Source organism: Acinetobacter sp. 24-47-47 (genome assembly GCF_057737035.1).
Window position 1 is genome coordinate 2,362,456 of the sequence record NZ_CM173216.1, and the last position, 14,062, is coordinate 2,376,517.

The following is a 14,062-nucleotide window of genomic DNA, read 5'->3' on the forward strand; positions in this document are numbered from 1 at the left end:
GTACTTTTACTTTTTAATTTCAAATTCGCAAAATTTAAAAAACGCGTGATCAACACGCGTTTTTTGTATAAAAACTTAGTGACCAGAAATTTTGATTGAAGTGCTACCCAAATTCAAACCTTGAACTTCGATTGAACCGATACTCTTATTAGCTTCACCTAAAGAAACTTTTTGGATGTAAGCATTCAATGGTGATTGAGCTGGGCTGATATATAATCCATCTTTTGTTACACCAATTTTGGCGTCAGCATTCAGGTTTTTACTGCCTGAACTTGTAACTTTCAAGCCCTCGATTCCAATGCTACCACCACCCGATGTAGATGTATCATTAATAGTTAAGCTTGTAGATAAACCACCAGTGATTTCAGAATCAACGACAATCATAGCGCCTTGAGGTGCATTACCTAATTGAACGTTTGCTTTGGTTGCACCCAATGATAATGTTAAACCTGTAATAATTTGTTTTTCAGAACCTTCAACAACACCACGAACATTGTCATCAGAACTGTAAGTGCCAGAGCTTGCAACCCCAATAGAACCAACATTGATGTCTAAAGCACCAGTTTCAGCAAGAACATTAAGTACCGCTTGACCACCAACATCTGCGGCATCAACTTTCAACGTTGCTAAGTTTTGAGTATTTCCAGTACCCTTTGAAATCGTTAAACCGTTAACCGTGATTGCACCAGCACCAATTGTTGGATCAGCAGTGCCAGCTGTATTAATGGTCGTATCACCGAATGTCAAAGCGCTATTTGTAAAACCATCATTATCATGAATATATAACTTATCGATTTCGATACCAGCAGTTGTATCAATGGCAATAGTAATACCATCTTGACCAGTCGTTGCGCTGAGTGATGCATCATCCATTGCCTGCATCGCCATAGCATTCACGCTCACCGCCATTGAAGAAACTAAAGCCAATTTTGTGAATAATTTCATTATGTACTCTCCCAAGAGCATTTTTTTCATTTTTTTGACTGCTCTCCGTGTTTCTGAAGTTTTTATAATTTAACGACTGAAACTTCATCCTTGAGCAGTTCGCTTTGCAGTATTAAGTTAACCTTATGTTATCTTATGATCAATATCTGTTAAGAAAATTCGACCTATTCCCGATAAATGGCATAAGTGTGAACTAGTATTAAATGGGTGATGCAAATTTTCTGAAAAGAGTGTAACAAGTCACAAATGGTAAGTGCTTCATTTTTTAAACAAAACTTAAAAATTTCAGGACTAAGTAAAGCTGATTTTTTGCAAAAAATTGGTTCATTGACAGGATTGGTATATCTTGAAAATCAGGATTTACCGATTATCGGATTTTTGCCAAAAAAATATTGCGTTTATATAAACGGCGGATTCAGTCAATTTGTGCGTTGCTCTGATTTTAATTATCAGTATGAAAGCCAATTTTCTTCACTCAAAGATTTTGTTCAATGTAGCGAAAATTCACTTCCAGATTCTGCAAGCCATTATTTCAGAGGCGGTTACATTGGTTACTATGATTATAATTTTGCAGCAAATTTTCAAATCAACACCAAGGTAAAAAAACAACCACAATTGTTTTTTGGCTTGTATGAAAGCTATTTGATTTATGAAAATAATGATTGGGTTTTCTATAGCACTGAACATAATGCCGAGTGCCTTTATACACGATTATTAGACTGTTTTCAGCAATCTAGTCCATCATCATTTCAACTCAGTTCACCCATGCAAGCACGTTGGACTAAACAACAATATCGAACTGCATTTCAACGAGTACAAGATTACATTGTTGCTGGGGATTGTTACCAAATTAACCTAACTCAAGAATTTGTAGCACAAGCTGAAGGTGAGCTACTGAGTATAGTTAAACCTTTTTGGGCACTCACAAATGCTCCTTATGCTGCTTATCTTAAAATTGATAACCTTGAACTTTTGAGCTGTTCACCTGAGTTATTTATCGAGTTTAGACCCAATAAAAAAATGATCACTAAACCGATCAAAGGCACCATGCCACGCTTTAAAGATCCTCAAAAAGACCAAGAATCAAAACAAACACTCATCAACTCTGAGAAAGATAAAGCCGAAAATCTAATGATTGTTGACCTTCTCAGAAATGATTTAAGCATTTATGCAGAAACTGGCACTGTCAAGACACCAAAATTATTTAACATTGAAAGCTTTAATCAAGTCCACCACATGGTCAGTGAAATTGAAGCGACGTTAAAATCCGATGTTCATCAATTAGATGTTTTACACGCAGCGCTCCCCGGCGGTTCAATAACGGGGGCACCCAAAATTCGAGCGATGGAAATTATTGAAGAACTTGAAGAGTCCCCACGCGGTGCATACTGTGGCTCTATTGGTTATTTCAATTTTGATGGTACTGGTTCTTGGAATATTTTGATCCGAACAATTCAAAAATATCAGCAAGATGTGTCTATTTGGGCTGGTGGTGGTGTCACAATCAGTTCAGATTGCGATGCAGAATATCAAGAATGCTTTGATAAGGTTGAAGCCATGCTAAAACTGATGAATCAATGGTACGAATCATAAAAAAGCGACCTATCTGGTCGCTTTTTCAACAACAAAAATTTGCAGCACTCACACTTTTAAAATGTCATTCTTCAAGGTGTCTACTAAACGTTGATTTTGCTCATCTGTACCAATGGTGATACGCAAATACTGATTAATACGTGGTTTATTAAAATATCTTACGATAATGCCACGCTCTCGCAATTCATTTGCAAGCTGACCTGCATCTTTGCTAGGCAGTGTTGCAAATATAAAATTTGCGGCAGAAGGCAACACATCAAACCCTAAGGATTTCAGTTGCTCAACTAACTTTATACGACTAGCAATCACTTTGGCATTTTGCGCTTCGAAATAGGCTTGATCCTCGAAAGACGCCACTGCAGCGGCAATCGCAAAACGGTCCATTGGATATGAATTGAAGCTATTTTTTACCGCTTCTAACGCTGCAATTAAATGCGGCTGTGCAATCGCAAACCCGACCCGTAATCCCGCAAGCGAACGTGATTTCGAAGTTGTTTGACAGACCACCAAGTTGTCATATTTTTCTACGAGAGCCACTGCAGATTCAGCACCAAAGTCTACATATGCTTCATCAATCACAACCACTGAATTTGGGTTCGATTGAAGTACTTCCTCAATTGCAGACAAACCAAGTGCAATACTGGTAGGGGCATTTGGATTGGTGATAATGATGCCGCCATTTGGTTGCTTATAGTCATCCACAACAATTTCAAATTTTTCGTTTAAAGGCAAAATTTGAGTTTTCACACCAAAAAATTGGCTATAAACAGGATAGAAACTGTAGGTAATATCTGGATAAAGAATTGGCAAATCTTGAACAAAAAATGCCTTAAAAATATGAGCTAAAACCTCATCAGAACCATTACCAACAAACACGTGTCCCACTGGAACATGTTGCTGTTTCGCAATTGCTTGCTTTAATTCCGATGCGTCAGGGTCAGGATACAAACGTAAAACATCCGCGCCATTTGCTAAAACTTGTTGTACCGCTTCTACAACTTTTGGAGATGGTGGATACGGGTTCTCGTTGGTATTCAATTTTAAAAGATTTTGGATCTTGGGTTGTTCACCAGGCACATAAGGCTCTAGTTCACGTACTTCGGGACTCCAAAAACGCATTTGCTCTACTGTAATATTCATTTTTAAATTCTCTAAATTCCCCTCACTGACTAAGGAGGTTAGGGAGAGATTTTTTAATTACCTTCACCTAACCTCACTTGCATTTCGATTTCAAGCAATGCTTAAAAACAGATTTAGAGAGGAATATTCATTCTAAATTTATCGCTTAAATTACTGATAACGATATCGTGCTGAACGAGCGTGAGCATCTAAGTTTTCTTGCTGTGCAAGAATATCTGCTGTTTTCGCTAAGGTTTTCACGCCATCCTCTGAACACATGATTAAGCTTGAACGCTTTTGGAAATCATACACTCCGAGTGGTGATGAAAAACGTGCCGTACCCGAGGTTGGCAATACATGGTTCGGACCTGCACAGTAATCACCAATTGCTTCAGGCGTATAACGCCCCATGAAGATAGCACCTGCATGGCGAATACCTTCAGCCATTTCTTGTGCTTCATCTAAACATAGCATCAAGTGTTCAGGGGCAACTTGGTTGATCAATTCTGCACCTTCGGCACGGTCTTTAACTAAAACAAGCGCACCACGATTAGCAATAGAAGTTCGTGCGATTTCTGCTTTAGGAAGTGCTTTTAAGTGCTCTTCAATTGCAATCGCGACATCATGAAGCAGTTGCTCGTCTGGCGTAATAAATACAGCTTGAGCAACAGTATCATGCTCTGCTTGAGACAGAAGATCCATTGCAAGCCATTCTGCATTATTGTCCCCTTCAGCATACACTAAAATTTCTGAAGGACCTGCAATCATATCAATACCTACCTGACCAAATACGGCGCGTTTTGCTGCTGCAACAAAACGATTGCCCGGTCCAGTAATTTTATCTACTGCTGGAATGGTTTCAGTACCATAGGCCAATGCTGCAACCGCTTGCGCACCACCAATCGTAAACACTCGAGTGACACCTGCCAAATACGCAGCTGCCAACACCAATGGATTTAAATCACCATTTGGTGCAGGCACAACCATAATAATTTCAGGCACTCCTGCGACGTGTGCAGGAACTGCATTCATGAGTACTGATGATGGGTATGAAGCTAAACCACCTGGCACATAAATTCCAACACGGTCAAGCGGCGTCACTTTTTGGCCTAAGGTGTTACCCAAAGCATCAACATAGGTCCAACCATCTTGTTTTTGTGCCTGATGGAATTCACGGACACGATTTGCAGCCAACTCTAAAGCTTCTCGAACTTCAGCCGTTAAATTATCAAATGCAGCTTTAAGTTGCTCTTGAGTCAGTTCTAAATCTGAAAATTGATGCGCTGGATGTCGATCGAACTGTTGTGTGAGTTTTAGAACATGAGCATCACCGTGTTGACGTACATCGGCAATGATTTGATCTACTGTTTTTAAAAGTTCTGGGTCACTCACGGTTTCAAAAGCGAGCAAGTCTGCAAAGTCTTGCTTGAAGTTTTGATCTTGAGTCGATAAACGTCGCATCAATTTATCCACAATAAAATAAACGGGAAGCTTTAGTTTACCTGTTTTCTGGTGTTTTGTGGGTATCTTCATTCAACCAAAAGAGATTGAGGTGATTGAAAATAACTTTTGATTAAATTGAATTTTCATTTGAGCTATATTCTTAAAATTATTCATTTTTTATTCGGGGGAAATTGATGAAAGATATAGAAAAATATGTTGGATACTATTTAGGTGTTTATGTTGTAGTTTTAGCCATTTGTGGATTTTTTCAATATTTTTCTAATTGTCAGGGTCAATCTTTGACCTGTGCTGTAACAAGTGATGGTATTGAAAAGATAATAACGGTTACTGCATATGTACTAACACCAATTATTGCCATTATCGGCTTTTTAAATTGGAAGCAGCAACATAACAAACTAGTTCTTGCAGATGAAGCTAAAAAACTATTATTAGCGATCAATGATGATATTAAATTATTTGCTGATATTTCTGGATACCTGCGCTTAAGAGAAGGCAATATAGCGATTAGAGATTATTCGGATATGGATTACTTAGATCTTGTTCGAAGGCTCGGAGACAACGTAACAAATGTATCTTCCAAAGCGTTAATACTGTACGAGTTAACAGACGATGAAGATCTTAATACTTTAAGAGTCGAATATAGTCAATTTACGAATAATCTATATATACAACTCATAAATGATTTTATGCAAAATATAACCATACGCGAAGTCCTAGAATTACTAGATTTTAATAAAGAATCCTTTGTGGAAAACAACAAACTTTATAAGAAAAAAATTAGAACTTACATAATAGTTCAATAAAATCTCACCAATGAAAAAACCGCCCTTTCGGACGGTTTTTAAAAAATCTACAATCTTAAGCAGTTTTAACCTGCTTTGCTTTTTCTCTTTCTTCCACTGCTTTTTCAAGCTGTGCAAGAATCGGATTAAGTAAGGCTTGCTTACGCTTAAAACTCGCTTTGTTCACGATTAAACGAGAAGACACTTTGCAAATTTCTTCAAGAGGCTCTAAGCCATTCGCGCGAAGCGTATTACCTGTGTCCACGACGTCAACGATGTAATCACCCAAACCAACCAATGGTGCAAGCTCCATCGAACCGTAAAGTTTAATCACATCAACTTGCTCACCTAAGCTCGCATAGTATTGACGCGTCAAATTCACGTACTTGGTCGCGATCTTCAAACGACCTTTCGGACGCTCCATACCTACTTTGCCCGCTGTCATTAACTTACAGTTTGCAATTTTAAGATCTAATGGTTCATAGACATTTTGTGCACCATGTTCCATCAGTACATCTTTACCTGCAACACCAATATCAGCCGCACCATTTTCTACATAAGTTGGTACATCAGATGCACGTAAAATTAAAATTCGAACATGTTTATGCGTCGTAGGAAAAATTAATTTACGCGATTTATCTGGGTCTTCTAAAAGATTAATCCCTGCTGTTTCTAGCAATGGCAATGTCTCTTTTAAAATACGACCTTTACTCAATGCTAAGGTTAAACCATGATCAAAATTGCCCATTACGTCAAAATTAGGATCATCGTTTCTCATATCGCTCATTAACTTACTCGCTCACTCGCTTAATTTGGGCACCTAAACCTTGTAATTTTGCTTCAACATCTTCATAACCGCGATCAATGTGATAAATACGGTCAATTAAAGTCTCTCCTTCAGCAGCTAAAGCAGCCAAAACTAAAGAAAATGAAGCACGCAAATCTGTTGCCATAACAGGTGCAGCTGAAAGTTTTTCAACTCCTGTTACAACTGCATCATTACCTTCAACCTGAATATTAGCGCCCATACGTGACAATTCAGGTACATGCATAAAACGGTTTTCAAAAATCGTTTCTGAAATTGTTGCAAACCCGCGACCGATTGCATTGACCGCCATCAATTGTGCTTGCATATCTGTTGGAAAATCTGGATGAGGCAATGTACGGAAACTAACAGCCTTAGGACGCTTACCCATCATATCGAGTTCGATCCAATCATCACCGCGCGTAACTTCTGCACCCATTTCTTCAAATTTATCCAACACTGATTCCATCAGCAATGGATCTGTATGTGTCGTTTTAACTCGTCCACCCGTAATAGCAGCAGCCGCTAAATAAGATCCTGTTTCAATACGGTCAGCAACAACTGAATACTCACAACCATGCAAACTTTCTACACCAGTGACGATTAATGTATCCGTATCTAAACCTTCAATCTTCGCACCCATTTTTATGAGCATTTGTGCAAGATCAGTGATTTCAGGTTCACGAGCCGCATTACGGATGGTAGTAACACCTTCTGCTAAAACAGCAGCCATGAGGATGTTTTCTGTCCCACCTACAGTGACCATATCGAAAACAACTTCACCGCCTTTTAAGCGACCATCAACTTTTGCATTGACATAGCCTGCTTCGACTTCAATTTCCGCACCTAAAGCTTCTAATGCTTTTAAATGCTGGTCAACAGGACGTGAGCCAATAGCACAACCACCAGGTAAAGATACTTTTGCACTACCGTAGCGCGCCAGTAATGGGCCAAGCACCAAAATAGACGCTCGCATAGTCTTTACGAGTTCATATGGTGCAAATTGATTATCAAGGGTTGAAGTATCAGCGACTACAGTGTCACCTTCATACTTCATGGTAATCCCAAGACCTGCAATTAATTTTACAAGCGTATGAACATCTTTAAGCTTGGGTACATTTCTGAGCGTAATTGGTGTTTCAGCAAGAATCATTGCTGCTAAAAGTGGCAATGCAGCATTTTTTGCACCAGAGATGCGAACTTCGCCTTCTAGTCTTTTACCACCAGTGATTAGAAATTTATCCATTTATTCCTTAAGCTCCGAAAAGACTAGCTTTGCGCCATTCTTCTTTTGTCATTGCGCGTATGGTTACAGCGTGAACTGCACCACTTTTAATATATTCGTTAAGAGGAGCATAAACTGCTTGTTGACGAGCAACTGTTCTTTTACCTTCAAACAGATCATCTACAATACGGAGGTCAAATTTCCCACCTTGTCCACTTACAGCAATATCAGCAGAAGGGAAAGCAGCTTTTAAGATTTCAGTGAGCTGTTCACTATTCATTGCAAAGACCTCTCATGGGACGATCGATTGTGTAAAAACGGATTATTTTACTATAACTCATTCAATGAATTCATCTGCTATACAATTTATCTATAAAAAAAAGAGGCAATATACCTCTTTTTTTATTTTCAGCTACATACCGTCATATAGGCAGCGGCTGAAAAGCCATTTGCATTTTACGATATCGCATTAACTGTCTTTTTATTTTCTCAGTTAATTTTTTAATTGATGCATACATATCATCGCCAGATGCTTGAGCAAAAAGTTCGACGCCGGGTAAACGCACGATTGCTTCAGCGATATGATTCGAACTTCCTTTTTTCGAACGCTTATCGACTTGGTGATCCTTTGTGAGTTTCACCTGCATACTATTGACCTGATCAAGGTGCTTGGTCATTTCGGCGAATTTACAACGAATATTCTCTTCTATTGCAGGAGTAATACTTAAATGATGTCCACGAATTGTTATTTGCATAATCCTATCCCTCTCCTTCTAAAGGATTTGATTGAGTTAAGCCATGTGATTGCATGACAGAACATTCAACATAGAATTATTCTGCAAATTTAAGTCATGAAATCATGCTGGCTAAACCTCGTGTAACTAAAAAAAAGAGATTCATTATTTCGTCATAATGAACCTCTAGAATAATCACACTTCAAATTTCAGATCAAGACTTTTCGATCGGATGATGCAGGAATATGTAACGATTCGCGATATTTTGCGACTGTACGACGTGCAACATCGATACCATCCTCATTTAACAACTTAGCTAAACTGTTATCAGATAATGGTTTTCTTGGGTTCTCTTCAGCAATCAACTTTTTAATTTTTGCTCGGATCGCAGTTGAAGACGCTTCACCACCTGACGTTGTTCCAACATGGCTTGAGAAAAAATATTTAAGTTCAAACAACCCTCTCGGGGTAAGTAAATATTTATTCGTGGTTACACGAGATACTGTTGATTCATGTAACTCGACTTCCTCCGCCACATCTCTCAATACCAAAGGTTTCATTCCTTCAGCACCCAACTCCAAAAAATCTCGTTGATGCTGAACAATACATGTCGCTACTTTTAAAAGCGTTTTATGGCGCTCATCTACACTTTTAATAAAATTTTTAGCATCAAGCATTTGATTGCGTAAATATTGATTATCTGCACTTTGATCAGCTCGACGAATCATATTTGCATAATAAGGATTGATGCGTAATTTTGGCAAAATATCCGGATTTAAGTGCACATGCCAACTGTCATTTTTCTTTGCCACCACCACATCAGGTACCTGGTAATCAGATTCTTTATTCTCAAACATTAGACCTGGATAGGGTTGTAATGATTTTAAAAGTTGTATTGCTGCTTTTAACTGTTCAAGTTTAAAACCTGTTTGCTTCAGTAATTTATTTAGGTCATTGGCAATCAATAATTCATAATGCTGCAATAACAATAACGCGTCATTACGGCATGGTAAGGTATTAGGCAAAACTTGAAGCTGAACATATAAGCATTCCACAAGATTGCGTGAACCAACGCCAATCGGCTCTAGTCTTTGAATATGTTTCAACACCACTAAAATTTCATCAATCTCAACATCTTCTTCAATATCCATCTGTGCGAGTAAAGTCAGCACTGCGTGGTGAATTTCTTCAACGCTCTCATCTAAAAAGCCTTTTTCATCCAAACCATCTACGATGCAATAGGCAATCAAAAGATCAGTTTGGGAGAAATTTAGGAGATTAACTTGCTCTAAAATATGATCTTTCAGTGTATTTTGAATTGAACGATTATCCTCACGTTCTTCATATTCTGGTAATTCCATTGATGATGATTGATGAGTATAGACATCATCCCATTCAGTATCTACAGGTAAATCATTTGGTAAATGATCTGCATTTAATTCTCGAGTAAGATCACTAGCAGACTGCTCCTGATTCAACTCCTCCAAACTTTGCATTGGGGAATCGTCTTCCACTTTCTCAAGTAAGGGATTACTATCCAACTGCAATTGAACTTCTTGCTCCAACTCTAAGCTGGATAATTGTAAAAGTCGGATCGCTTGTTGGAGTTGGGGTGTCAAAGACAAAGAATTGGATACTTTTAGTCCTAACGCTAATTTCATTAATCATTACCCCCTAACATCGTTATTATTTAAGCAATAATCATGCCTACAATTCTTATAACATAAGTTTCAAGTGTTAGGTTAATCAATTAGTCTTAATTGTTAATAACAAATAAGGATAAAATACATTATAATTCAACCACTTTTTTTTAATTAATATTCAAAAAAAATATGAACACTCAAGTTTAAATTAAAAAAATAATTTTTTAGCGTTATCTGCAGTTATGGTTGATTAAAAATAAACCACTTACTCATGATCAAGGTTTTATAAGCTCATGATTTGTTTCGCGTTAATCAAAAAATCTAAATTCATTCGAATTTCGAGTATTTTTTATTCTTTACTTATTCTCATAGAAAGTATAAAAATAATTAATAGCTTATTTTGAATAGATTTCAACCAAATTTGAGAACTGTCAAAATTATAAGAACGATATATTAAAAGACATGGAGATTTCTTGATGAAAAGTCTATCTGGTAAAGTCCTTCTCAGCGCATTAGGCTTCATCATCGCTGGTGGAACAATGAGTCAAGCCAATGCTACTGACACCATTGCGAAAATCAAAAAAAATGGAAAAGTGATCATCGGGTATCGTGAATCTTCTGATCCAATCTCATATATTGTTGGTGGTAAACCTATGGGGTATGCCATCGATATCTGTAATAACGTAGCCCACGAATTAAAAAAAGAGTTAAAACTCCCCAACTTAAAAGTTGAATATAAAGCGGTTACTTCTTCCACGCGAATTCCTGAAATGCTCGCTGGAAACATTGATATGGAATGCGGCACAACAACCAATTCTGTTCAGCGACAACAGCAAGTCAACTTCTCTACAAATTACTTTGCCACTGAAGTACGTATGGCAGTCAAAGCTTCAGCGCCTTTCAAAGATTTAGGTGATTTAAATGGTAAAGCCGTTGCCACAACGCAAGGAACAACCTCGGATAAATACATCAAAATGGGTGCACGAGGAGAAAAAATAAAAGTTACCAATGTCTATGGTAAAGATCATGCTGATTCTTTTGCAATGGTCGCTTCGGGACGTGCAGCTGCATTTGTTATGGATGACAATATTCTTGCAGGGCTCATTGCCAAATCATCAAAACCTCAAGATTTTAAAATTGTAGGTCCAGTCCTTTCGTCAGAACCTTACGGAATTATGCTGCCTAAAGGCGATGCCAAGTTTAAAGCGATTGCAGATCGTGTGGTAACTGGAATGTGGAAAAATGGTCAAATGGATACCCTTTATAAAAAATGGTTCTTATCACCTATTCCACCACGCAATATCAATCTAAACATGCCTATGAGTAGCTCATTTAAAAAATTAAAAGCATCTCCGAATGATGCAGGGATTAAATAACAAAAATTATGAGGGCTTAAATAGAAACACTTAAGCCCTTTTTTCTCGTAACCATTGCAGGGAATTTCAATGGCTGTTGGTTCTTTAAATTGGACGTCATTTTGCTTGGCATCCAACGAATATGGCGTTGATAAAAAAGATTGGGCTGAATCTATCTGTAGTGCGATTGGAGGTTCAAGTTATTCAGCTGTTGCTGATGCACCGACCTGGTTACAGATACTTGGATCAGGTATTTGGACCATGATCTGGACTGCTGTCATTGCCTTTTTCATCGCATTTTTACTTGGTTCACTTATTGGCATTATGCGCACATTACCCAATAAATTACTGTCATTCATTGGGACTTGTTATGTAGAGTTATTCAGAAATATACCCTTAATTGTTCAATTATTTTTCTGGGCATTCGTTTTCCCTCAACTTCTACCATTGAGTATGAGTACTGGAAGTGGTGAAATGGTTTCTGGCGGATGGTGGCAAAATATTTTAAATAATAATCCAGCAATTATTGGTGTTTTTGCGCTGGGTCTATATACCGCTGCAAGGATTGCTGAGCAGGTTCGAGCAGGTATTAATACCGTTTCACAAGGTCAAAAAAATGCAGCTTATGCGATCGGTTTAAATTTAAACCAAAGTTATCGTTATGTCATTCTGCCAGTGGCTTATCGAATCGTTTGGCCAACACTGACATCAGAAGCAATGAATGTATTTAAAAATTCAGCCGTACTTTTTGCCTTAAGTGTTTTGAATTTTTTTGCATATACCAAAACAATGCGAGAAGAAACCTCTCAAGACGTGGTCATTTTAATTCTTTCAACACCTGTTTATCTCATCATCACTTATTCAATTAAATACCTAATGGCATGGATTGAGAAACGGATGGCGGTACCAGGTCTAGGTTCGGGAGGTAAATAAAATGGACTTCAGTGTTCTAACTCATCCCGATGTTGTTGCAAGTTTGATCGCTGGTTTTAAATTCACAGTTACAGTAACCATTCTTTCAATTATTGGTGGGATTCTTCTTGGTACACCAATCGCGATGATGCGTCTATCGAATAATAAAATTGCCAGTGGATTTGCAAAATTTTATGTCGACTTTTTTCGAGGTGTTCCCCTCATTCAAGTTATTTTTATCTTTTACTTTTTACTTCCTAAGTTTTTCGATTTCCAATATCACACCTATTGGGGACCTTTATTTTCAAGTGTAGTAACCTTCGCTATTTTTGAGGCTGCCTTTTTTTCAGAAATTGTCCGTTCTGGCATTCAATCAGTTTCTAAAGGACAAGTGAATGCAGGTTATGCCTTGGGGTTTAATTATCGCCAGACAATGTCATACGTAGTTTTACCCCAAGCTTTTAGAAATATGTTACCCGTGATATTGACGCAATCCATTGTTCTTTTTCAAGATGTTTCTTTAGTTTATGTCATCAGTGCACCAGATTTCTTAGGCAATGCAAATACTTTAGCTAATACCTATGGTTCGGAAACCAAAGCCGTTTTCTATCTAGTTGTTGCTGTCGTCTATTTTGTCATTTCATTTGCACTTTCGCGACTAGTTAAACGCTTACATCAAAAAATAGCCATTATTCGATAAGGAGAATCAAAATGCCAATGATTGAAATTCAAGATGTATCCAAATGGTATGGAGATTTTCAGGTACTTAGCGAATGCTCAACCACTATCAACAAAGGTGAAGTTGTCGTTGTATGCGGTCCATCTGGCTCAGGTAAATCTACACTTATTAAGACAGTGAATGCTTTAGAACCTTTTCAACAAGGAAATATTATCGTTGATGGTACCGCTTTAAAAGACTCTAAAACGAATCTAGCAAAATTCAGATCTAGAGTAGGTATGGTATTTCAACATTTTGAACTTTTTCCTCATATGACTGTGTTAGATAACCTAACAATAGGACAAATCAAAGTACTTAATCGCTCAACTGAGGAAGCTAAAATAAAGGCTTTACAATATTTGGATCGAGTCGGTTTGACAGCACACAAAGATAAATTTCCAGGACAACTATCAGGTGGTCAACAACAACGTGTCGCGATTGCACGTGGTCTTTGTATGGACCCAGTCTGTATGCTTTTTGATGAACCCACTTCCGCTTTAGATCCTGAAATGGTCGGTGAAGTGCTTGAAGTCATGAGCCAACTTGCAAAAGAAGGCATGACGATGATGTGTGTTACCCATGAAATGGGATTTGCAAAAAAAGTTTCAGATCGAGTGATATTTATGGATCAAGGTAAAATTCTAGAAGATTGCCCGACTGATGACTTCTTTAATAAGCCACAAGAACGACATGAAAGAACAAAATACTTTTTAGAGAAGATTTCAGCAGTGCACTAAACATCAGAATGAATCCAAAAATTTCGCGAT

14 protein-coding genes are annotated in these 14,062 nt (G+C 37.8%); 6 read left to right on the forward strand and 8 right to left on the reverse strand.

The genetic code is table 11. The features are described from left to right. Positions 1-75: 75 nt before the first annotated feature. Positions 76-945, reverse strand: coding sequence for a putative pilus system protein FilA (gene filA, locus AC1M9E_RS11050; RefSeq protein ID WP_092768589.1), 870 nt, complete (start codon positions 943-945; stop codon positions 76-78). 246 nt (positions 946-1,191) lie between these two features. On the opposite strand from filA, the gene pabB reads away from it, so the two are divergent. Beyond that, a complete protein-coding gene (gene pabB, locus AC1M9E_RS11055) occupies positions 1,192-2,538 on the forward strand; it encodes an aminodeoxychorismate synthase component I (protein WP_488213550.1) in 1,347 nt (448 codons plus the stop codon). Between the two features lie 48 nt (positions 2,539-2,586). On the opposite strand, the gene hisC is transcribed toward pabB, so the two are convergent. Both hisC and hisD read right to left on the reverse strand, forming a co-directional pair. Further along, positions 2,587-3,678, reverse strand: coding sequence for a histidinol-phosphate transaminase (gene hisC, locus AC1M9E_RS11060; protein WP_035268929.1), 1,092 nt, complete (start codon positions 3,676-3,678; stop codon positions 2,587-2,589). A 150-nt stretch (positions 3,679-3,828) separates the two neighbouring features. Continuing rightward, positions 3,829-5,130: a histidinol dehydrogenase gene (gene hisD / locus AC1M9E_RS11065; RefSeq protein ID WP_488224789.1), complete on the reverse strand. Its 1,302-nt coding sequence runs from the start codon at positions 5,128-5,130 to the stop codon at positions 3,829-3,831. A gap of 164 nt (positions 5,131-5,294) precedes the next feature. Between hisD and AC1M9E_RS11070 the strand changes: the two genes are divergently transcribed. Continuing rightward, the gene (locus tag AC1M9E_RS11070; RefSeq protein WP_488224790.1) at positions 5,295-5,924 is read left to right on the forward strand and encodes a hypothetical protein; all 630 of its coding nucleotides are present in this window, start codon (positions 5,295-5,297) and stop codon (positions 5,922-5,924) included. Positions 5,925-5,979: 55 nt separating this feature from the next. On the opposite strand, the gene hisG is transcribed toward AC1M9E_RS11070, so the two are convergent. The 5 genes from hisG to AC1M9E_RS11095 all read right to left on the reverse strand — a co-directional run bounded on the left by hisG (position 5,980) and on the right by AC1M9E_RS11095 (position 10,328). Then, the gene (gene hisG / locus AC1M9E_RS11075; RefSeq protein ID WP_488224791.1) at positions 5,980-6,690 is read right to left on the reverse strand and encodes an ATP phosphoribosyltransferase; all 711 of its coding nucleotides are present in this window, start codon (positions 6,688-6,690) and stop codon (positions 5,980-5,982) included. 4 nt (positions 6,691-6,694) lie between these two features. After that, positions 6,695-7,954, reverse strand: a complete 1,260-nt coding sequence (gene murA / locus AC1M9E_RS11080) for a UDP-N-acetylglucosamine 1-carboxyvinyltransferase (RefSeq protein WP_180000148.1) — start codon at positions 7,952-7,954, stop codon at positions 6,695-6,697. 7 nt (positions 7,955-7,961) lie between these two features. Then, complete coding sequence (gene ibaG / locus AC1M9E_RS11085) at positions 7,962-8,213, reverse strand: BolA family iron metabolism protein IbaG (protein WP_488224792.1); 252 nt, start codon at positions 8,211-8,213, stop codon at positions 7,962-7,964. 142 nt (positions 8,214-8,355) lie between these two features. Beyond that, positions 8,356-8,688 carry a ribosome hibernation-promoting factor, HPF/YfiA family gene (gene hpf, locus AC1M9E_RS11090; protein WP_035268921.1) on the reverse strand — a complete coding sequence of 111 codons (333 nt, stop codon included), beginning with the start codon at positions 8,686-8,688 and terminating at the stop codon, positions 8,356-8,358. A gap of 188 nt (positions 8,689-8,876) precedes the next feature. Further along, positions 8,877-10,328: an RNA polymerase factor sigma-54 gene (locus tag AC1M9E_RS11095; RefSeq protein WP_481590809.1), complete on the reverse strand. Its 1,452-nt coding sequence runs from the start codon at positions 10,326-10,328 to the stop codon at positions 8,877-8,879. A gap of 458 nt (positions 10,329-10,786) precedes the next feature. On the opposite strand from AC1M9E_RS11095, the gene AC1M9E_RS11100 reads away from it, so the two are divergent. The 4 genes from AC1M9E_RS11100 (at position 10,787) to AC1M9E_RS11115 (ending at position 14,032) form a co-directional block, all read left to right on the forward strand. After that, on the forward strand, positions 10,787-11,686 hold the full coding sequence (locus tag AC1M9E_RS11100; RefSeq protein WP_481598038.1) for an amino acid ABC transporter substrate-binding protein: 900 nt from the start codon (positions 10,787-10,789) through the stop codon (positions 11,684-11,686). A gap of 69 nt (positions 11,687-11,755) precedes the next feature. Beyond that, the gene (locus tag AC1M9E_RS11105) at positions 11,756-12,598 is read left to right on the forward strand and encodes an amino acid ABC transporter permease (RefSeq protein ID WP_481588018.1); all 843 of its coding nucleotides are present in this window, start codon (positions 11,756-11,758) and stop codon (positions 12,596-12,598) included. Between the two features lies 1 nt (position 12,599). Then, a complete protein-coding gene (locus AC1M9E_RS11110) occupies positions 12,600-13,277 on the forward strand; it encodes an amino acid ABC transporter permease (RefSeq protein ID WP_180028741.1) in 678 nt (225 codons plus the stop codon). Positions 13,278-13,288: 11 nt separating this feature from the next. Beyond that, on the forward strand, positions 13,289-14,032 hold the full coding sequence (locus AC1M9E_RS11115; RefSeq protein WP_481612405.1) for an amino acid ABC transporter ATP-binding protein: 744 nt from the start codon (positions 13,289-13,291) through the stop codon (positions 14,030-14,032). The last annotated feature ends 30 nt before the right edge of the window (positions 14,033-14,062 follow it).